The organism is Isoptericola croceus (assembly GCF_029382255.1).
In the GTDB taxonomy this organism is placed as follows: domain Bacteria; phylum Actinomycetota; class Actinomycetes; order Actinomycetales; family Cellulomonadaceae; genus Isoptericola; species Isoptericola croceus.
In genome coordinates, this window is the sequence record NZ_JARLLG010000001.1 from 782,438 (window position 1) to 803,691 (window position 21,254).

The window sequence follows — 21,254 nt, forward strand, 5'->3', positions numbered from 1 at the left end:
CACACCCGACTGACCTGCGGGCGCGTCCGCGCCCGCCCCTGAGGAGGAGTACGTGAACGAGACAACCGTCGCCGACGCCGCCGGAGGGCGCCGTCCCGTCCGGCACCTGGACCCGGACAGGGTTCGCCGGAGCCCGGGAGCGACCCGGGTCGACGCGACGACCTACGTGGCCGACCGGCTCATCGTGCGGGGCGCGTTGCCTGACGGGTTGCGCGAGGCCGTCGCTCCCGAGGTGGGGACGCTGACGGCGGGCGGCGAGCGCGCGGTGGTCGCGCTCGACCCCTGGCCCGCGGACGCCGCGGAGGAACCGCAGACCTGGATCGACGGCGTGCGTCGAATCGCCACGCAGATGGGCTATCGAGTCACGTACGACGGCACGCTCGGCGACCTGGCGGTGGACGACGTCGATGACGAGACGTTCGGCTACGCGCTCCGGCTGGTCCCCGAGCGGGACGACGACGTCGAGGTCGATGCCTGGCAGGTGCTCGAACGGGTCGCGGGTGAGCTCAGCGAGCTGGACGCTCGTGATGAGGGCGACGAGGGGGAGGAGCACACGCCCCGCGTGGGCCTCGACCACGTCCTGCGCGCGCAGCGTGGCGGCCGGACGACACCGCTGCCGTTCGTCCCGGGGGCGAGACCACGCACCACACCCCTTCCGGCCAGCCCCCTCGACGAGTACGGCCGGCCCGGGACAGGAGGACTGACACCGGTGCGATACCTGGGTGGTCCTCCGCGTCGCGTACTGGCCGACGGGCCGACACCCTGGGTGGCGGCCGACGGCACGCGCCGTCCGGTCGTGGCGATCGTCGATACAGGGATCGGCTCGCACCCGTGGTTCGGCGAGTACGACCCGCAGGATCCGCAGGACAGCGCGGTCGTCGTGCGGACGGCCTCGCTCGATGGCCGTCCGGTCGGGACGTTCCCGGTCCCGCAGTACGACTCGGAGGACGCCGAATTCGGCGGGCTCAGCGTCGACCCTCTGACGGGGCCGCTCGACCCGGTGGCTGGTCACGGCACGTTCATGGCGGGGATCGTGCACCAGGTGTGCCCGGATGCGGTCCTGATGGCTGTCCGGGCATTCGGTGGGTCCGGAGACATCCCGGAGTGGCAGGTGCTGCACACCCTGTGGCGGCTGCTTCGCTACCACCAGAGGGGCGTGGCGGGAGACGACGGCTACCACCAAGTCGACGTCGTGGTGCTGGCCATGGGTTACTACCACGAGCAGCCGGCCGACTACGGGTATGACGGGCCGCTGCGCCGGGTGCTGCGGGCGCTTCGTCGGGCCGGCGTCGTCGTCGTCACGGCATCCGGCAACGACGGCACGACCCGTCCGATGTTCCCGGCGGCCTGGGCACCACACCTCATGCACGAGATCGGCGGCGTGGCACCGGTCGACTACAACCAGCTCTCGATGGAGCACCCCCCGTTGCTCGTCGCCGGAGCGTCGAACCCGGACGGGACGGTCGCGGTGTTCAGTAACGACGGGTCCTGGGTCACGTGTGTGCGTCCGGGGGCGGCCGTCCTCTCGACGATGCCGACGACGCTCGACGGGCCACAGACACCTCAAGCCCGGGTGCCCGAACGGCTGCGGCCGGAGATCCGCGCGTCCGTCGACCCGGACGACTTCACCGGCGGGTACGCGACGTGGAGCGGGACGTCCTTCGCAGCGCCCTACCTGGCCGCGGAGATCGCCCAGGCACGGTTGGGTCGGGACGCGACCGGTGCCGGCGTTGAGGCCGCGTGGGATGCTGTGACCAGGACAACCACCCTCGATCCCGCGGTGAGCGGCGGGGCCGACGTGTAGGAGGTAGGGATCGACAGGGCGGCCTACGACGAGCGACTACGACAGGCGCAGGAACTCAACGCTGCGTCCCGGGTGCGCCCAGCGTCGCGTGCCTACCGCTCCCTGCTGCGCGACGTTGCGCCCCTGGACCCGGAGCAGCACGGCCTCTGGGTCGTTGAGTTGCGCGTCCGGGCGCTCGTCGGCGAGGCGTCCTGCGTCCATGCGATCACAGGTGCCTCGGACGTCGCGCATCGGTTGGTGGCAGAGGCGCTCCGTGTCGCGACGATGGCGGGCGAGCCACGGCTGGCTGGTCTCGCGCACGGGCAGGAAGGGCTGCTTCACATCCGCTCTGGGGACGCGATCACGGCCCTCAGATCTTTCGACAGGGCGCTCTCGGTAGTTTCGTCGAACAACCATCGGGACCTGGCGGTGCTGCACATCAACCGCGCGGCGGCGGCGCTGGAGCTCGGAGACCTCACGGCCGTCGTCCAGGACCACGAACGAGCTCTGCACCACGCGCGAATGGTTGGCAACAACCGCTATGCGGCCTTCGCCCTGCACAACCTGGGTTGGGCCCGCTACCTCCAGGGCAACTTCCCAGCGGCGCTACGTCAACTCGAGGCGGCCGCCCAGCTCCAGCCCGGGGGCCCGGACGGGTGGTCGGAGGTGAGCCGGGCGCAGGTGCTGCTGGACGCGGGGCTCGCGACGGAGGCGGAACGAGTCCTCGCTGATTCGACCACTCTCCTCGTCACTGATGACCTCACGGGTGAGCGTGCCGACGCCCTGCTCGGCCGGGCCCGGTGCGCCGTGCTGCTGCAGCGATACGACGACGCGGCCCGGTCGGCGAACCAGTCCCGTCGGGCCTTCGCCCGGATGGGGAACACTGCCTGGTCGCAACAGGCCCAGGTCGTGGCGCTGGAGGCGCGCCTTGGGGCTGACCGGGAGCGGGGCTCGCGACGTCGGTCGACGCTGCGCGGTCGGAGCGAGAGTGCGCTGATGCTCGCCGACGACGCCGAGCGCCACGGCCCCGGCGCGGGTGCAGCGGTGGCCGTCGCAGCCCGTCTGCTCGCCGTCGAGTGGGCGCTCCTCGCCGGTGAGACGGTGCGCGCTGGCGAGATCGCCGGGAGCCTGCCGAGGCGGTTGCGCTCCGAGGCCAGCCCGCTCCCGCTGCGCGTCCATCACCAGTCGGTGCTGGCGCAGGTGGCCTTCGCGCGAGGTGACCGGCGAGCCGGGTTGCGCGCGGTGCGTCGGGGGCACGAGATCTTGGCGGACCATCGGGCACGGGTCGGGTCGGTCGACGCGGTCACTGCCGCGGCTGCGCACGGGGGGAGGCTCGCGCGGGTCGACGTCGAGGCGGCGATGGCCACGGGTCGTGCTCGCGCGGTCTTCGACGCGACTGAGCGGGGCCGCGCCGCCTTCGCCGGCGCAGCGCGGGTGCGTCCGCCGTCGGACCCGGAGCTCGCCGACCTGTTGGTGCGAGCCCGGCGAGCCGGTGAGGAGGCCAGGGAGCTGGCCACGAGCACCGAAGCCGACGAGCGGGAAGGCTCTGCCCGCCGATCGGCGGAGTCGCGTCGCCTCCAGGAGCAGGCCCGGCGGCGGTCGTGGCAGCTCCCGGTATCGGCTGGCGTCCTCCAGCCCCTGCCTGCGACGGCCGCCGCGACCATCGACCGGCTGCGGAGGGCCGCCGCTGAGGACGTGGTGGTCTCGTACCTGCTCACCGATCGGATCATGGCGCTGCGCGTCGATGCGGCTGGCGTACGGATGGCCGAGCTGTGCGCCGCCGACGAGCTCCTCGAGCTGGTCCGTCGGGTGCGCCGGGACACCGAGGTGCTCGCCAACCGGTTGATCCCGCCGCGCATGCGGGAGGTCGCCGCAGCCTCCGCCCGGCGTTCTTTGGCGCGTATCGACGAGATGCTGCTCGTGCCGCTCGAGGTACCTGGCACGCTGCATGTCGCGGCCCGCGGTGAGCTGCTCGGTGCGCCCTGGGCCGCGATGCCATCTCGCAGGGGCGCGGCGACCTCCGTGAACTCGTGGGTCGACCTGCACACGGTCGAGCCGGCCGCAGCTGCCGCACGGGCCGTCGTCGTCGCGGGTCCGGACCTGACCGCAGCCGAGGACGAGGCGAAGCTCGTCGCCCGCGTGTGGGACGACGCCTTGCTGCTCACTGGCCCGCAGGCTACCTGCGAGGCCACCGGGTCGGCGCTCGAGGGCGCCTCGGTGGTCCACCTCGCCGCCCACGGCACCCACGAGCCGGACAACCCGCTGTTCTCGTCGGTCCGGCTGGCGGACGGCCCTTTGTACGCGCACGAGCTCGACGGGACCGACCTGGGAGGCGCCGTCGTCGTTCTCTCGGCGTGCGAGGTGGGCCGGGCGTCGTCGCGCATCGGCGGCGAACCGCTCGGCCTGACGAGCGTGTTGCTGAGGTTGGGGGCGAGGGCCGTCGTGGCGGCGGTCGCTCCCTTGCGGGACGACGTCGCCGCTCGGGTCATGCCACGCCTGCACGTCTCGTTGCGGGAGGGCCTGGGGCCCGCCGCCGCCCTCGCCGACGCGGCCGCGGAGGAGGCGGAGCCGGTCCCGCTCGTGTGCTTCGGCCCGTTGTCCTTGTACCGTCCACTACCGCCGTGAGCGGTCCGCATAGAATCCGAATGCCGCTGACCTGCGGTGACACCCACTGAAGGAGATCTGCCATGACGAAGAACATCCGCCGTGCCGCCGTCGGCACCTTCCTCCTCGCGTCGTCCGTCCTGGCCTGGGGTGTGACCGCTGCAGCAGCAATGCCCATGACGGCGAGCCACTGAGGTGGTCGGGGGGGGGGGGGGGGGGCCCCCCCCCCCCCCCCCCCCCCGCCGCTGTGACGCGCGCCTCCCTGCCGGGGTGCCGTACCGCCGTCGTCGTCGTGTAAGGTACTCGGGTAACCCAAGACCGCCGGTCGTCAGATGCTGCCCGGAGCTTGCTCCGAACGGCTGAAGACCGAAGTCCCGTGCATCGAGCGGGGGCCTGCGCAGGTGACACAGACGACGATCCCACAGTTCCGCTGTGAGTTCCGAGCCCCGTGCGCCTGCGCCGGGGCTCTTTCTCTTTTCCCGGGGTGACCGGTGGCTCCACCACCGGAAGGATTGCCATGGCGAGGCCGGAGAAGGCAGCCGCCGTCGCGGAGATCGCGGACAAGTTCCGTGAGACCAACGCGGCCGTGCTGACCGAGTACCGCGGGCTCACCGTCACGCAGCTCCAGGAGCTGCGACGGTCGCTGCGCGGCAACGCAACCTACGCCGTGGTGAAGAACACGCTGACGACGATCGCGGCCAAGGAGGCGGGTGTCGAGGGTCTCGACGCCGACCTCAAGGGCCCCTCTGCGATCGCGTTCGTGACCGGGGACCCGGTCGAGGCCGCCAAGGGCCTGCGTGACTTCGCCAAGGCGAACCCTGCACTGGTCATCAAGGGCGGTGTTCTCGATGGGAACCCGCTGACCGCTGCGGAGATCACCCAGCTCGCGGACCTCGAGTCGCGCGAGGTTCTCCTGGCCAAGGTGGCTGGTGGGCTGAAGGCCACGCTGACGCGTGCCGCGTACGCCTTCTCCGCCAAGCCGGCCCAGGTCGCCCGAGTCATCGATGCCCTGCGTCAGAAGCAGGACTCGGAGGGCGTCGCCGCCTGACCTGGCGGACGCCCTGACACACAACCCCCTGCTTCTGGCGGGCCGCCCGGCCCGCGAAGCGCTGATTGAAAGGAACGCCACATCATGGCGAAGCTCAGCACCGACGAGCTCCTGTCCGCCTTCGAGGAGCTCACCCTCATCGAGCTCTCCGAGTTCGTGAAGGCCTTCGAGGAGAAGTTCGACGTCACCGCCGCCGCTCCGGTCGCGGTTGCTGCCGCGGGCGGCGCCGCTGGTGGCGGCGAGGCCGAGGCTGCCGAGGAGCAGTCCGAGTTCGACGTCATCCTCGAGTCGGCCGGCGACAAGAAGATCCAGGTCATCAAGGAGGTGCGCGCGCTCACGTCCCTCGGTCTCAAGGAGGCCAAGGACCTGGTCGACGGCGCGCCGAAGCCGGTCGTCGAGGGTGTCGACAAGGACGCCGCGGAGAAGGCCAAGGAGGCGCTCGAGGGCGCCGGCGCCACCGTCACCCTCAAGTGAGCATCGCGGCCTGAGCCGCACTCACGGGTGATGCCGCGGCCTCGGTCGCGGTGAGTCTCCGGAACGAAGGCCCGTCCCCGGCAAGGGGGCGGGCCTTCGTCGTGCGCTCGTGGGGAAGGTGTGGAGGCCCGGGGGAGTGTGAGCAACGGCTCGGCCGTCTGGGTGGCGACAGCCTCGGGCGGGCGGTAACGTCGGTGGGTACCGTTTCTTGGGCGGCATATGGCGGCCACCGAGACAACGTCCTCACAACCCACGAAGCCGAGGACGTCCGCTCGCGCGCCCACGCGGGTGGACATGTTCCGCGGTTTCGGCTACGCTAACGCTTTGCGCTCGCCTGTGCCCGGACGCCCCTCCCGCCGACGATGTCCCGCTCGCTGAGATCCTGAGGTCACCCCCGGATGCCCTGCGGAGCGGCCCTTCGCCCGCGGCTTGGTGCCCGTCGCAGGACCGAGCGTACAGCGTGCCATCGAACTGCAGGGAAGGACCCCTCTTGGCTGCCTCGCGCACCCCTTCTGCTCCGTCCGCCGACGCCATCGCGAACCGCACCGCCTCCCGCCGCGTCTCCTTCGCCCGGATCCACGAGCCGCTCCAGGCGCCCGACCTGCTCGGGCTCCAGGTCGAGAGCTTCGACTGGCTCCTCGGGAACGAGAACTGGCGGGCCCGGGTCGAGGCCGCGGTCGAGGCCGGCCGCAACGACGTCCCGGACGCCTCGGGACTGGAGGAGATCTTCGAGGAGATCTCCCCGATCGAGGACTTCGGCCAGTCGATGTCCCTCTCCTTCTCGAACCACCGCTTCGAGCCGCCGAAGTACACGGTGGACGAGTGCAAGGAGAAGGACTTCACCTACGCGGCCCCGCTGTTCGTCACGGCCGAGTTCGTCAACTACACGACCGGTGAGATCAAGAGCCAGACGGTGTTCATGGGCGACTTCCCGCTCATGACCGACCGCGGCACCTTCGTCATCAACGGCACCGAGCGCGTCGTCGTCTCGCAGCTCGTCCGGTCCCCGGGCGTCTACTTCGAGCGGACTCCGGACAAGACGAGCGACAAGGACGTCTACTCCGCGAAGATCATCCCGTCGCGCGGTGCGTGGCTCGAGTTCGAGATCGACAAGCGCGACGCCGTCGGCGTGCGCGTCGACCGCAAGCGCAAGCAGCCGGTGACCGTGCTGCTCAAGGCGCTCGGTCTGACGGAGTCGGAGATCCGCGAGGAGTTCGCCGATTTCCCCACGATCCTCGACACCCTCGAGAAGGACCACGTCCACACCCAGGACGAGGCCCTCGTCGACCTGTACCGCAAGATCCGTCCCGGCGAGCCGCCGACGGTCGAGGCCGGCCGTGCGCTCGTCGAGAACTTCTACTTCAACCCGAAGCGCTACGACCTCGCCAAGGTCGGCCGCTACAAGATGAACAAGAAGGTCGGCGTCTCGGCCGAGCTCAGCGAGAGCACGCTGTCCGTCAACGACGTCGTCGCCACGATCAGGTACCTCGCCGCGCTGCACGCCGACAAGACGACCATCGACGGCACGCGCGACGGCGAGCCCTACGAGGTCCGCATCGAGACGGACGACATCGACCACTTCGGCAACCGTCGTATCCGCGCCGTGGGTGAGCTCATCCAGAACCAGGTCCGCACGGGCCTGTCCCGGATGGAGCGCGTCGTGCGCGAGCGCATGACGACGCAGGACGTCGAGGCCATCACGCCGCAGACGCTGATCAACATCCGCCCCGTGGTGGCGTCGATCCGCGAGTTCTTCGGCACCTCCCAGCTCTCGCAGTTCATGGACCAGAACAACCCGCTCGCCGGCCTGACGCACAAGCGTCGTCTGTCCGCGCTGGGCCCCGGTGGTCTGTCCCGCGACCGCGCCGGCATGGAGGTCCGCGACGTCCACCCGTCGCACTACGGCCGCATGTGCCCGATCGAGACCCCGGAAGGCCCGAACATCGGCCTCATCGGCTCGCTCGCGTCGTTCGGTCGCATCAACCCGTTCGGTTTCATCGAGACGCCCTACCGCAAGGTCGTGGCGGGCCGGGTCACCGACGAGGTCGTCTACCTCACGGCTGACGACGAGGACCGCCACGTCATCGCGCAGGCGAACACCACGCTGACCGACGACGGCTCCTTCGCGCTCGACCGCGTCCTGGTCCGCACCAAGGGCGGCGAGACGGACGACGTCCTGGCTGCCGACGTCGACTACATGGACGTCTCGCCGCGCCAGATGGTGTCGGTCGCGACCGCGCTCATCCCGTTCCTCGAGCACGACGACGCGAACCGCGCGCTCATGGGTGCCAACATGCAGCGCCAGGCCGTGCCGCTGGTGCGGTCCGAGGCGCCGCTGGTCGGTACCGGCATGGAGCGCCGTGCCGCCATCGACGCCGGTGACGTGATCGTCGCCTCCAAGCCGGGCGTGGTCACTCAGGTCTCGGCCGACCTCATCACGGTGGAGAACGACGACGCGACCACCACCACGTACCGCGCCGCGAAGTTCCGTCGCTCGAACCAGGGCACGAGCTACAACCAGCGCGTGCTCGTCGACGCCGGCCAGCGGGTCGAGGTGGGCTCCGTGCTCGCCGACGGTCCCGCGACCGACGAGGGTGACCTCGCGCTCGGCCGCAACCTGCTGGTGGCGTTCATGTCGTGGGAGGGCCACAACTACGAGGACGCGATCATCCTGTCGCAGCGTCTCGTGGAGGACGACGTGCTGTCCTCGATCCACATCGAGGAGCACGAGGTCGACGCCCGCGACACCAAGCTGGGCCCCGAGGAGATCACGCGGGACATCCCGAACGTCTCCGAGGACGTCCTGGCCGACCTCGACGAGCGCGGGATCATCCGCATCGGTGCCGAGGTCGGGGCCGGCGACGTGCTGGTCGGCAAGGTCACGCCGAAGGGTGAGACCGAGCTGACCCCCGAGGAGCGTCTGCTGCGCGCGATCTTCGGCGAGAAGGCGCGCGAGGTTCGCGACACGTCCCTCAAGGTGCCCCACGGCGAGTCCGGCACGGTCATCGGCGTGCGCGAGTTCAACCGCGAGGACGGCGACGAGCTGCCCGCCGGCGTGAACCAGCTCGTGCGCGTCTACATCGCCAACCGTCGCAAGATCACGGTCGGTGACAAGCTTGCCGGCCGTCACGGCAACAAGGGCGTCATCTCGAAGATCCTGCCGCAGGAGGACATGCCATTCCTCCCCGACGGCACGCCCGTGGACATCGTGCTCAACCCGCTCGGTGTGCCCGGCCGCATGAACGTCGGGCAGGTCCTCGAGACCCACCTGGGCTGGGTCGCCAGCCGAGGCTGGGACGTCGAGCTCGCCGAGGGCGACGACCTGCAGTGGCGCGAGAAGCTCCCGGAGCACGCCAAGCGCTCCGAGCCGGGCGTCCCGGTGGCCACGCCGGTGTTCGACGGTCTGGAGGAGGACGCGCTGCGCGGCCTGATCTCCACGACGCTGCCGAACCGTGACGGCGACCGCATGGTCGGGCTCGACGGGAAGGCTGCGCTGTTCGACGGCCGTTCCGGGGAGCCGTTCCCGGACCCGGTCGCGGTGGGCTACATGTACATCCTCAAGCTCCACCACCTCGTCGACGACAAGATCCACGCGCGTTCGACCGGCCCGTACTCGATGATCACGCAGCAGCCGCTGGGTGGTAAGGCGCAGTTCGGTGGCCAGCGCTTCGGTGAGATGGAGGTGTGGGCTCTTGAAGCATATGGAGCGGCCTACACGCTCCAGGAGCTGCTCACCATCAAGTCCGACGACATCCCGGGCCGCGTCAAGGTCTACGAGGCGATCGTCAAGGGCGAGAACATCCCCGACTCGGGCATCCCGGAGTCCTTCAAGGTTCTCCTCAAGGAGATGCAGTCCCTCTGCCTGAACGTCGAGGTGCTCTCCAGCGACGGCGTCCAGATCGAGATGAAGGAGTCCGACGACGAGGTGTACCGCGCTGCGGAAGAGCTCGGCATCGACCTCTCCCGCCGTCCGAACTCGGCGACCACGGTCGACGAGATCTGATCCAGCGACCAGCTGAACTACGGAACATCCGAAAAGTTTTGAGGAAGTAGGACATTTTGCTCGACGTCAATGTCTTCGACGAGCTGCGCATCGGCCTGGCCAGGGCCGACGACATCCGTGCCTGGTCGCACGGCGAGGTGAAGAAGCCCGAGACCATCAACTACCGCACCCTCAAGCCGGAGAAGGACGGGCTCTTCTGCGAGAAGATCTTCGGCCCCACCCGGGACTGGGAGTGCTACTGCGGCAAGTACAAGCGGGTGCGCTTCAAGGGCATCATCTGCGAGCGCTGCGGGGTGGAGGTCACTCGCTCCAAGGTGCGCCGTGAGCGCATGGGCCACATCGAGCTCGCCGCCCCCGTGACGCACATCTGGTTCTTCAAGGGTGTGCCGTCCCGCCTGGGCTACCTGCTCGACCTGGCACCGAAGGACCTGGAGAAGGTCATCTACTTCGCGGCCTACATGATCACGTGGGTCGACGACGAGGCGCGCCAGGAAGACCTCCCCAACCTCCAGAACGAGATCGACCTGGAGAAGAAGGAGATCACCGACCGCCGCGACAACGACATCAACATCCGCGCCCAGAAGCTCGAGGCCGACCTGGCCGAGCTCGAGGCCGAGGGTGCCAAGGCCGACGCGCGTCGCAAGGTGCGCGACTCCGCCGAGCGTGAGATGGCGCAGCTGCGCAAGCGTTCCGACGCGGAGCTCGACCGCCTCGAGCAGGTCTGGGACCGCTTCAAGAACCTCAAGGTCGCCGATCTCGAGGGTGACGAGATGCTGTACCGGCAGCTCGTCGACCGCTACGGCACCTACTTCGAGGGCTCGATGGGCGCCGCGGCGATCCAGAAGCGTCTCGAGAGCTTCGACCTGCAGGCCGAGGCCGAGACCCTGCGCGAGATCATCCGCAGCGGCAAGGGGCAGCGCAAGACCCGTGCGCTCAAGCGGCTCAAGGTCGTCAACGCGTTCCTCACGACGACGAACTCGCCGTCGGCCATGGTGCTCGACGCGGTGCCGGTCATCCCGCCGGACCTGCGCCCGATGGTGCAGCTCGACGGTGGCCGTTTCGCGACGAGCGACCTGAACGACCTGTACCGCCGTGTCATCAACCGCAACAACCGCCTCAAGCGGCTGCTGGACCTGGGCGCGCCGGAGATCATCGTCAACAACGAGAAGCGGATGCTGCAGGAGGCCGTCGACTCGCTGTTCGACAACGGCCGCCGCGGTCGCCCGGTGACGGGTCCCGGCAACCGTCCGCTGAAGTCGATCTCCGACATGCTCAAGGGCAAGCAGGGGCGTTTCCGTCAGAACCTGCTGGGCAAGCGTGTCGACTACTCGGGCCGTTCGGTCATCGTGGTCGGCCCGCAGCTCAAGCTGCACCAGTGCGGCCTGCCGAAGCAGATGGCGCTCGAGCTGTTCAAGCCCTTCGTCATGAAGCGGCTCGTGGAGCTCAACCACGCGCAGAACATCAAGTCGGCCAAGCGCATGGTCGAGCGCACCCGCGCCGTGGTGTGGGACGTGCTCGAAGAGGTCATCACCGAGCACCCGGTGCTGCTCAACCGTGCACCGACCCTGCACCGCCTGGGCATCCAGGCGTTCGAGCCGCAGCTCGTGGAGGGCAAGGCCATCCACCTGCACCCGCTCGTGTGCGGCGCGTTCAACGCCGACTTCGACGGCGACCAGATGGCGGTGCACCTGCCGCTGAGCGCCGAGGCGCAGGCCGAGGCTCGCATCCTCATGCTCTCGAGCAACAACATCCTCAAGCCGTCCGACGGCCGCCCGGTGACCATGCCCTCGCAGGACATGATCATCGGTCTGCACCACCTGACGGCCGACCGTCCGGGGGCTCAGGGCGAGGGCCGGATGTTCTCCTCGCAGGCCGAGGCGATCATGGCGTTCGACCGCGGTCAGCTCGACATCAACGCGACGATCAAGCTGCGCATGTCGGACCTGGTGGCGCCGAGCCGTGGCTTCGTGGCGCCCGAGGGCTGGGAGCCGGGTCAGCCGCTGCTGTTCGAGACGACGCTCGGCCGCACGCTCTTCAACGAGGCGCTGCCGGTCGACTACCCGTTCCAGAACGAGATCGTCGGCAAGAAGGAGCTCTCGGCGATCGTCAACGACCTGGCGGAGCGCTACCCGAAGGTCGACGTCGCGACGTCGCTCGACGCGCTGAAGGACGCCGGCTACAAGTGGGCCACCCGTTCGGGCGTGACGATCTCGATCACCGACGTCGCGATGCCCGCCGAGAAGAACGACATCCTCGACGAGCACGAGGCGCGCGCGCTCAAGGTGCAGGGCCAGTACGAGAAGGGCCTGATCACCGACGACGAGCGTCGTCAGGAGCTCATCGAGATCTGGACCCAGGCGACCGACAAGATCGCCGGCGTCATGCGCGAGCACCTCGAGAACGACGAGCGGAACACGCTGTACCGCATGGTCTCCTCGGGTGCCCGTGGAAACTGGATGCAGGTGCGTCAGATCGCCGGTATGCGCGGTCTCGTGGCGAACCCGAAGGGCGAGATCATCCCGCGCCCGATCAAGTCCAACTACCGCGAGGGCCTGTCCGTCCTCGAGTACTTCATCGCCTCCCACGGTGCCCGCAAGGGCCTCGCGGACACGGCGCTGCGTACCGCGGACTCCGGCTACCTCACGCGTCGTCTGGTCGACGTCTCGCAGGATGTCATCATCCGCGAGGAGGACTGCGGCACCGAGCGCGGCCTGCCGCTCCCGGTGGCGGAGCGCATCGGTGACCAGCTCGTGCCGGACGCTCGCGTGGAGACCTCGATCTACTCGCGGACCTTCGCCACCGACGTCGTGGCGGAGGACGGCACGGTCATCGCCGAGGCCGGCTCCGACGCGGGCGACGTCATCATCGACAAGGTGATCGCCGCCGGCATCGAGGAGGTCAAGGTCCGGTCCGTGCTGACCTGCGAGTCGCGTGTCGGTACCTGCGCGAAGTGCTACGGCCGCTCCCTGGCGACGGGCAAGCTCGTGGACATCGGCGAGGCCGTGGGCATCATCGCGGCGCAGTCGATCGGTGAGCCGGGTACGCAGCTCACCATGCGTACCTTCCACACCGGTGGCGTCGCCTCCGCGGAGGACATCACGCAGGGTCTGCCCCGAGTCACCGAGCTCTTCGAGGCGCGTACGCCGAAGGGCGAGGCGCCCATCGCGGAGTACACGGGCCGGGTCGCGATCGAGGACACCGAGCGCACCCGTCACCTCGTGCTCACGCCGGACGACGGTGGCGAGGAGATCCGCTACCCCGTGACCAAGCGTGCGCGCCTGCTGATCGCCGACGGCGACCACGTCACGGTCGGGACCCAGATGGTCCAGGGTGCGGTCGACCCGAAGAAGGTGCTGCGCATCCTCGGCCCGCGTGCCACGCAGAAGCAGCTGGTCGACGCGGTGCAGGAGACGTACCGCTCGCAGGGTGTGGACATCCACGACAAGCACATCGAGGTCATCGTGCGGCAGATGCTGCGTCGCGTGACCGTGCTCGACGCCGGAGACGCCGCGCTGCTGCCGGGTGAGCTCGCCGAGCGCACCCGTTTCGAGGACGCGAACCGCAAGGCCGTGGCGGAGGGTGGCCAGCCGGCCGCCGGCCGTCCCGAGCTGATGGGTATCACGAAGGCCTCGCTCGCCACCGACTCGTGGCTCTCGGCCGCCTCCTTCCAGGAGACGACCCGGGTGCTCACCGAGGCGGCGATGAGCGGCCGTCGGGACCCGCTGCTGGGCCTGAAGGAGAACGTCATCATCGGTAAGCTCATCCCCGCTGGTACGGGCCTGCCCCGCTACCAGAACATCGAGGTCGAGCCGACGGAGCAGGCGAAGGCGGAGCTCTACCCGAGCTTCGGCTACGACGAGATCGACTTCCCGACGCTCGGCATGGGCTCGGGCGAGGCGATCCCGCTGGAGGACCTGGACTTCGGCGACTTCCGCTGATTTCGTTCGGCACGGGGTAGGGGAAGACCCCCGCCGATCCGGTCGCGTTCACGGGCGCTGCGCGCCCTCCACTTCGGGAATGCGTACGACCGGATCGGCGGGGGTCTTCCCCTACCCCTTCTTCGTGTCCTCGCGGAACGGTCGCGGGACGACGGCGGAGGTGGCCAGGGTGCATCGGCGGGGTCGGGCGACCGACGTCACACCTGTGGCGCCGTCTCAATCTTTGACCCCGCTTGTTTCCGCGGGTAGCCTAGGAAGCCGTGCCCGTGCCGTCGCGCCGTGCATCCCGCTGGTCGTCCGAGTAGTGCTCTTGAGCATTGCTCGGGAGAGCCGCCGGAGGCGCCGCCGATGCGTGCACGAGCATCCCGGATGACTGTTCGGACCGTCCATCAGGACGGGGGAGCAGACCCGGGCCATCGAGCCGGTGGTAAGTGGCGTTGCGGTCCGTGAGGATCGCGGGTGCCGCCTGCGATCGGCGCACACAAGCCAGACAGACCACCGTCGAGGGCCACGAGGCCCTCGTGAGCTCGAGAGACGACGGAGACGTAGTGCCTACGATCCAGCAGCTCGTCCGCAAGGGCCGGACCTCGAAGGCCGGGAAGTCGAAGACCCCGGCCCTCAAGGGTTCCCCTCAGCGGCGCGGCGTGTGCACCCGTGTGTACACCACCACCCCCAAGAAGCCGAACTCGGCGCTCCGCAAGGTCGCGCGTGTGAAGCTCTCCTCCGGCATCGAGGTCACGGCCTACATCCCCGGTGTGGGCCACAACCTCCAGGAGCACTCGATCGTGCTCGTGCGCGGCGGCCGTGTGAAGGACCTTCCCGGCGTCCGCTACAAGATCGTGCGCGGCGCGCTCGACACCCAGGGTGTCAAGGGTCGCCAGCAGGCACGCTCCCGGTACGGCGCGAAGAAGGAGAAGGCCTGATGCCTCGTAAGGGTCCGGCCCCCAAGCGGCCGCTCATCGTCGACCCCGTCTACGGGTCGCCCGTCGTGACGCAGCTGATCAACAAGGTCCTGCTCGACGGCAAGAAGTCCACCGCCGAGTCGATCGTCTACGGCGCCCTCGAGGGCGTCCGCGACAAGACCGACCAGGACCCGGTCGTCGTCCTCAAGCGTGCGCTCGAGAACATTCGTCCGGCCCTCGAGGTCCGCTCCCGCCGAGTCGGTGGCGCGACCTACCAGGTCCCGGTCGAGGTCCGTCCGTCGCGCTCGACGACGCTCGCGCTGCGGTGGCTCACCGACTTCTCGCGCGCCCGCCGCGAGAAGACGATGACCGAGCGTCTGATGAACGAGATCCTCGACGCCTCGAACGGCCTGGGTGCCGCGGTCAAGCGTCGTGAGGACATGCACAAGATGGCCGAGTCGAACAAGGCCTTCGCGCACTACCGCTGGTGATGCGCACGGACGGCCTCGGGAGCATCCCGGGGTCGTCCGCGGATCTGGAGCCGGCCGGAGGCCGGGTCTCCGGCACCGGTTCCCGACGTCCCACTACCCGAGGGGTAAGACACCGTGGCACTTGACGTGCTGACCGACCTGAAGAAGGTCCGCAACATCGGCATCATGGCCCACATCGATGCCGGCAAGACCACCACCACCGAGCGCATCCTCTACTACACGGGTGTGAACTACAAGATCGGTGAGACGCACGACGGTGCGTCGACGATGGACTGGATGGAGCAGGAGCAGGAGCGCGGCATCACGATCACGTCCGCTGCGACGACCTGCTACTGGGACAACAACCAGATCAACATCATCGACACCCCGGGTCACGTGGACTTCACCGTCGAGGTGGAGCGTTCCCTGCGCGTCCTGGACGGTGCCGTCGCCGTGTTCGACGGCAAGGAGGGTGTCGAGCCCCAGTCGGAGACCGTGTGGCGTCAGGCTGACAAGTACGACGTCCCGCGCATCTGCTTCGTCAACAAGATGGACAAGCTCGGTGCGGACTTCTACTTCACGGTCAAGACGATCGTCGAGCGCCTCAAGGCGAAGCCGCTGGTCATCCAGCTGCCGATCGGCGCCGAGAACGACTTCACCGGCGTCGTCGACCTGCTCCAGATGAAGGCTCTCGTGTGGCACGGCGAGACCGCGCTGGGCGAGAAGTACGAGATCGAGGACATCCCGGCCGACCTCCAGGAGAAGGCCGAGCAGTACCGCGGCGAGCTCATCGAGGCCGTCGCGGAGACGGACGAGGAGCTGCTCGAGAAGTACCTCGGCGGCGAAGAGCTGACGATCGACGAGATCAAGGGCGGCATCCGCAAGCTCGTCGTCAACTCCGAGGCCTTCCCGGTCCTGTGCGGCTCGGCGTTCAAGAACAAGGGCGTGCAGCCCATGCTCGACGCCGTGATCGACTACCTGCCGTCGCCCCTCGACGTCCCGCCCGTCCAGGGCCACGACGCCAAGGACGAGGAGAAGGTCATCGAGCGTCACTCGGACGCCTCGGAGCCCTTCTCGGCGCTGGCGTTCAAGGTCGCCTCGCACCCGTTCTTCGGCAAGCTCACCTACGTCCGGGTCTACTCGGGCAAGGTCGAGCAGGGCGCTCAGGTCTACAACACGACCAAGGGCAAGAAGGAGCGCATCGGGAAGCTCTTCCAGATGCACTCCAACAAGGAGAACCCGGTCCCCGAGGCCCAGGCCGGCCACATCTACGCGTTCATCGGGCTCAAGGACACCACGACCGGTGACACCCTGAGCGCCTCGGACTCCCAGGTCATCCTCGAGTCGATGACCTTCCCGGAGCCCGTGATCGACGTGGCCATCGAGCCGAAGACCAAGGCGGACCAGGAGAAGCTCTCCACGGCGATCCAGAAGCTCGCCGAGGAGGACCCGACCTTCCGCGTCAAGCTGGACGAGGAGACCGGCCAGACCGTCATCGGCGGCATGGGCGAGCTCCACCTCGACATCCTCGTCGACCGCATGAAGCGGGAGTTCAAGGTCGAGGCCAACGTCGGCAAGCCGCAGGTCGCGTACCGCGAGACGATCCGTCGCAAGGCGGAGAAGATCGACTACACGCACAAGAAGCAGACCGGTGGCTCGGGTCAGTTCGCGAAGGTCCAGGTGACCTTCGAGCCGTTGGAGACCACGGAGGGCGAGCTCTACGAGTTCGACAACTCGGTCACCGGCGGTCGGATCCCGCGCGAGTACATCCCGTCGGTGGACGCCGGTATCCAGGCGGCCATGCAGCAGGGTGTGCTGGCCGGCTTCCCGGTGGTCGGCGTCAAGGCCACGCTCCTCGACGGGGCGTACCACGACGTCGACTCCTCGGAGATGGCGTTCAAGATCGCCGGATCCATGGTGTTCAAGGAGGGTGTCCGACGCGCCGACCCGGTGCTGCTGGAGCCCCTCATGGCCGTCGAGGTGCGCACGCCCGAGGAGTACATGGGCGAAGTCATCGGCGACCTCAACTCGCGTCGTGGACTGATCCAGTCCATGGAGGATGCCACGGGCGTCAAGGTCGTGCGCGCCCAGGTACCGTTGAGCGAGATGTTCGGGTACATCGGGGACCTGCGTTCCAAGACGCAGGGCCGCGCCGTGTACTCGATGCAGTTCGACAGCTACGGCGAGGTTCCCAAGGCCGTGGCTGAGGAGATCATCAAGAAGACCCGGGGCGAGTGAGTCCCCACAGGTCGAACACCTGCACAACCATCAACCTGTAGGAAACCGCAACGCCCCGAGGGTTAGGCTTGATCGGCCGACACTCGCAACGTTCGGAACATCTACCCAAGTCCCAGGAGGACCCCAGTGGCTAAGGCCAAGTTCGAGCGGACCAAGCCGCACGTCAACGTCGGCACCATCGGTCACGTCGACCACGGTAAGACGACGCTGACGGCCGCGATCTCGAAGACGCTCGCCGACACGTACCCCGACCTGCCTGCCAACACGCAGCGCAACTTCGACGAGATCGACGCCGCGCCGGAGGAGAAGCAGCGCGGCATCACGATCAACATCGCCCACATCGAGTACGAGACGCCGAACCGTCACTACGCTCACGTGGACGCCCCGGGGCACGCCGACTACATCAAGAACATGATCACCGGTGCGGCGCAGATGGACGGCGCCATCCTCGTGGTCGCCGCGACCGACGGCCCGATGGCCCAGACGCGCGAGCACGTCCTCCTGGCCCGCCAGGTGGGCGTCCCCTACCTGCTCGTGGCGCTGAACAAGTCGGACATGGTCGAGGACGAGGAGCTCCTCGAGCTCGTCGAGATGGAGGTCCGCGAGCTCCTGTCGTCGCAGGAGTTCGACGGCGACAACGCTCCGGTCGTGCGCGTCTCCGGTCTCAAGGCCCTCGAGGGTGACCCCGAGTGGACCAAGAAGATCATCGAGCTCATGGAGGCCGTGGACGAGAACGTCCCGGAGCCCGTGCGCGAGCTCGACAAGCCGTTCCTCATGCCGATCGAGGACGTCTTCACGATCACCGGTCGTGGCACCGTCGTCACCGGCAAGGTGGCGCGTGGCACGCTCGACATCAACTCCGAGGTCGAGATCGTCGGTATCCGTTCCCCGCAGAAGACGACCGTCACCGGTATCGAGACCTTCCACAAGCAGATGGACCAGGCGCAGGCCGGCGACAACACCGGTCTCCTCCTGCGTGGTCTCAAGCGCGAGGACGTCGAGCGCGGCCAGGTCGTCGTGAAGCCGGGTTCGATCACCCCGCACACGAACTTCGAGGCACAGGTCTACATCCTGGGCAAGGACGAGGGCGGCCGTCACAACCCGTTCTACTCGAACTACCGTCCGCAGTTCTACTTCCGGACCACCGACGTCACCGGCGTCATCACGCTGCCCGAGGGCACCGAGATGGTCATGCCCGGCGACAACACCGACATGTCGGTCGAGCTGATCCAGCCGATCGCCATGGAGGAGGGTCTCGGCTTCGCCATTCGCGAGGGTGGCCGCACGGTCGGCTCCGGCCGTGTCACCAAGATCATCAAGTGATCTCCTGATCACTCGATGATCTGGGGGAGCTGAGCTCCACCGGTCGTCCGTCCGAGGCCCGGGCCCTGCGAGGGGCCCGGGCCTCGGATGCGTCCGGGGTCACACCCGGACGACTTGGCCTCACGCGACTCGTGTGGCAAGATGGTCAAGTTGCCTGTCACGGGCGCGTTCTTTCTCGTGTCGAACAGTGTGTAGCACCACGGTGCACGTCACGGCCTCTGGCCGGTGGCGGTACCTGGAGCGGTCCCCCTCCTCGGAGGGGATCGTGGGGATGCCTGCTGTCGATACGCGGAACGCCCCACGAGACACACGTCTCGACAGGCTGGACATACGTCGTGGTCCGCGCAGCGGTCCACAATCAACGGCCCCGACGCCGTACAGGCGTGCGCCCGAGCATGTCGCACTATGCGACACGCCCGAGCGCGGGGGTCGGACAGTAGCGGTTCGAGAGAGAGAGTCAGACGACGCCATGGCGGGACAGAAGATCCGCATCCGGCTCAAGTCCTACGACCACGAGGTCATCGACAGCTCGGCGCGCAAGATCGTCGACACGGTGACACGCGCTGGTGCGACGGTCGTGGGTCCGGTGCCGCTGCCGACGGAGAAGAACGTCTTCACCGTCATCCGGTCGCCTCACAAGTACAAGGACAGCCGTGAGCACTTCGAGATGCGCACGCACAAGCGCCTGATCGACATCATCGATCCCACGCCGAAGGCGGTCGACTCGCTCATGCGCATCGACCTGCCGGCTGACGTGAACATCGAGATCAAGCTCTGAGGCTGGAGATCATGAGCAACCAGCAGAAGAACATGACCGCGGTGCTCGGCACCAAGCTCGGCATGACGCAGACGTGGGACGACGCGGGCAAGCTCGTGCCGGTCACCGTCGTGGCCGTCCCCACCAACGTGGTGACGCAGGTCCGCGCCGCGGAGTCCGACGGCTACGCGGCCGTCCAGCTCGCAGCCGGCCAGATCGACCCGCGCAAGGTCACGAAGCCGCTCAAGGGCCACTTCGAGAAGGCCGGCGTCACGCCGCGCCGTCACGTCGTCGAGGTCCGTACCGACAACGCCGGTGAGTACTCGACCGGCCAGGAGATCACCGCCGACGCCTTCGAGGCCGGCGCGATGGTCGACGTCGTCGGGACCACCAAGGGCAAGGGCACCGCCGGTGTCATGAAGCGCCACGGCTTCTCCGGCGTCGGCGCCTCGCACGGTGCGCACCGCAACCACCGCAAGCCGGGTTCGATCGGCGGCGCCTCCACGCCCTCGCGCGTGTTCAAGGGCATGCGGATGGCCGGTCGTATGGGCCACGCCCGCAAGACCGTCCAGAACCTGACCGTCCACGCGGTCGACGCGGAGAAGGGTCTGCTGCTCGTCAAGGGCGCGGTCCCGGGCCCCAAGGGCGGCATCGTTCTCGTCCGTACCGCCGCGAAGGGAGCCTGAGACAGATGGCTAACCTGAACGTCGACGTGCTCGACGCCACCGGCAAGAAGTCCGGCACCGCCGAGCTCCCTGCCGAGGTCTTCGACGTCGCCACGAACGTCCCGCTGATCCACCAGGTGGTCGTCGCCCAGCGCGCTGCGTCGCGCCAGGGCACCGCGTCCACCAAGACCCGCGGCGAGGTCCGCGGCGGTGGCAGGAAGCCGTACAAGCAGAAGGGCACCGGTCGTGCCCGTCAGGGTTCGACGCGCGCCCCGCAGTTCGCCGGCGGTGGCACCGTTCACGGCCCGCAGCCGCGCAGCTACGACCAGCGCACCCCGAAGAAGATGAAGGCCGCCGCACTCCGCGGTGCCCTCTCCGACCGTGCCCGCGCAGGCCGCGTGCACGTGGTGTCGGGCTTCGGTGTCGACGGCGTGCCGTCGACCAAGACCGCCCTCAGCACGATCGCTGTGCTGACGGACCGTCGGCACGTGCTGGTCGTGACCGAGCGCTCGGACGAGCTGACCATCAAGTCGCTCCGCAACGTCGAGCAGGTTCACCTGCTCACTGCGGACCAGCTCAACACCTACGACGTGCTCGTCTCCGACGACGTCGTCTTCACGCAGGGCGCGCTCGACGCGTTCCTGGCCGGCCCGACCACGGGCAAGCCGGTGAAGGCCGTCGCGACGGAGGGCGAGGCCGCCGAGGCCGAGGCTGCATCCGAGAAGGAGGCCACCAAGTGACCGCCGTGACGAAGGACCCGCGCGACATCCTGATCGCGCCGGTCGTCTCCGAGAAGTCCTACAACCTCCTCGACGAGGGCAAGTACACCTTCGTCGTGGACCCGGACGCCAACAAGACCGAGATCAAGATCGCGGTCGAGAAGGTCTTCGGTGTCAAGGTCGCCTCGGTGAACACGATCAACCGTAAGGGCAAGACGCGTCGTACGCGTTACGGCCTGGGCAAGCGCAAGGACACGAAGCGTGCGATCGTCACCCTCCGCGAGGGTTCGATCGACATCTTCGGTGGTCCGGTCGGCTGAGCCGGACGAG

Annotated in this window: 15 protein-coding genes; 14 read left to right on the forward strand and 1 reads right to left on the reverse strand. The window is 68.5% G+C overall.

The genetic code is table 11. The features are described 5' to 3' along the window. Positions 1-52: 52 nt before the first annotated feature. On the forward strand, positions 53-1,804 hold the full coding sequence (locus PZC42_RS03620) for a S8 family serine peptidase (RefSeq protein WP_277208506.1): 1,752 nt from the start codon (positions 53-55) through the stop codon (positions 1,802-1,804). A gap of 36 nt (positions 1,805-1,840) precedes the next feature. On the opposite strand, the gene PZC42_RS03625 is transcribed toward PZC42_RS03620, so the two are convergent. Further along, a complete protein-coding gene (locus tag PZC42_RS03625; protein ID WP_277208509.1) occupies positions 1,841-2,125 on the reverse strand; it encodes a hypothetical protein in 285 nt (94 codons plus the stop codon). 87 nt (positions 2,126-2,212) lie between these two features. Here PZC42_RS03625 and PZC42_RS03630 point away from each other — a divergent pair, with 87 nt between their 5' ends. From PZC42_RS03630 to rplW, 13 genes are all read left to right on the forward strand, one after another. Beyond that, complete coding sequence (locus PZC42_RS03630; protein ID WP_277208513.1) at positions 2,213-4,408, forward strand: CHAT domain-containing protein; 2,196 nt, start codon at positions 2,213-2,215, stop codon at positions 4,406-4,408. A 496-nt stretch (positions 4,409-4,904) separates the two neighbouring features. Further along, entirely contained in the window at positions 4,905-5,435 is a 531-nt protein-coding gene (gene rplJ, locus PZC42_RS03635) for a 50S ribosomal protein L10 (protein ID WP_277208516.1), read from the forward strand. Positions 5,436-5,519: 84 nt separating this feature from the next. Further along, positions 5,520-5,909, forward strand: coding sequence for a 50S ribosomal protein L7/L12 (gene rplL, locus PZC42_RS03640; protein WP_277208519.1), 390 nt, complete (start codon positions 5,520-5,522; stop codon positions 5,907-5,909). A gap of 490 nt (positions 5,910-6,399) precedes the next feature. Continuing rightward, the gene (gene rpoB / locus PZC42_RS03645; RefSeq protein WP_277208522.1) at positions 6,400-9,912 is read left to right on the forward strand and encodes a DNA-directed RNA polymerase subunit beta; all 3,513 of its coding nucleotides are present in this window, start codon (positions 6,400-6,402) and stop codon (positions 9,910-9,912) included. A 56-nt stretch (positions 9,913-9,968) separates the two neighbouring features. Continuing rightward, the gene (locus tag PZC42_RS03650; RefSeq protein WP_277208526.1) at positions 9,969-13,850 is read left to right on the forward strand and encodes a DNA-directed RNA polymerase subunit beta'; all 3,882 of its coding nucleotides are present in this window, start codon (positions 9,969-9,971) and stop codon (positions 13,848-13,850) included. A gap of 548 nt (positions 13,851-14,398) precedes the next feature. After that, positions 14,399-14,773, forward strand: coding sequence for a 30S ribosomal protein S12 (gene rpsL, locus PZC42_RS03655; RefSeq protein ID WP_106267324.1), 375 nt, complete (start codon positions 14,399-14,401; stop codon positions 14,771-14,773). After that, entirely contained in the window at positions 14,773-15,243 is a 471-nt protein-coding gene (gene rpsG / locus PZC42_RS03660; RefSeq protein WP_171782445.1) for a 30S ribosomal protein S7, read from the forward strand. The genes rpsL and rpsG overlap by 1 nt, the downstream gene beginning before the upstream one ends. Before the next feature lie 114 nt (positions 15,244-15,357). After that, positions 15,358-17,460: an elongation factor G gene (gene fusA, locus PZC42_RS03665; RefSeq protein WP_277208532.1), complete on the forward strand. Its 2,103-nt coding sequence runs from the start codon at positions 15,358-15,360 to the stop codon at positions 17,458-17,460. Positions 17,461-17,586: 126 nt separating this feature from the next. Next, on the forward strand, positions 17,587-18,783 hold the full coding sequence (gene tuf, locus PZC42_RS03670; protein ID WP_277208534.1) for an elongation factor Tu: 1,197 nt from the start codon (positions 17,587-17,589) through the stop codon (positions 18,781-18,783). Positions 18,784-19,252: 469 nt separating this feature from the next. Further along, complete coding sequence (rpsJ, locus tag PZC42_RS03675; protein ID WP_013837837.1) at positions 19,253-19,561, forward strand: 30S ribosomal protein S10; 309 nt, start codon at positions 19,253-19,255, stop codon at positions 19,559-19,561. An 11-nt stretch (positions 19,562-19,572) separates the two neighbouring features. Then, positions 19,573-20,226: a 50S ribosomal protein L3 gene (gene rplC / locus PZC42_RS03680; protein WP_277208541.1), complete on the forward strand. Its 654-nt coding sequence runs from the start codon at positions 19,573-19,575 to the stop codon at positions 20,224-20,226. Between the two features lie 5 nt (positions 20,227-20,231). Next, on the forward strand, positions 20,232-20,945 hold the full coding sequence (rplD, locus tag PZC42_RS03685; RefSeq protein WP_277208544.1) for a 50S ribosomal protein L4: 714 nt from the start codon (positions 20,232-20,234) through the stop codon (positions 20,943-20,945). Continuing rightward, complete coding sequence (rplW, locus tag PZC42_RS03690) at positions 20,942-21,244, forward strand: 50S ribosomal protein L23 (RefSeq protein WP_277208547.1); 303 nt, start codon at positions 20,942-20,944, stop codon at positions 21,242-21,244. Before rplD ends, rplW begins: the two co-directional genes overlap by 4 nt. The last annotated feature ends 10 nt before the right edge of the window (positions 21,245-21,254 follow it).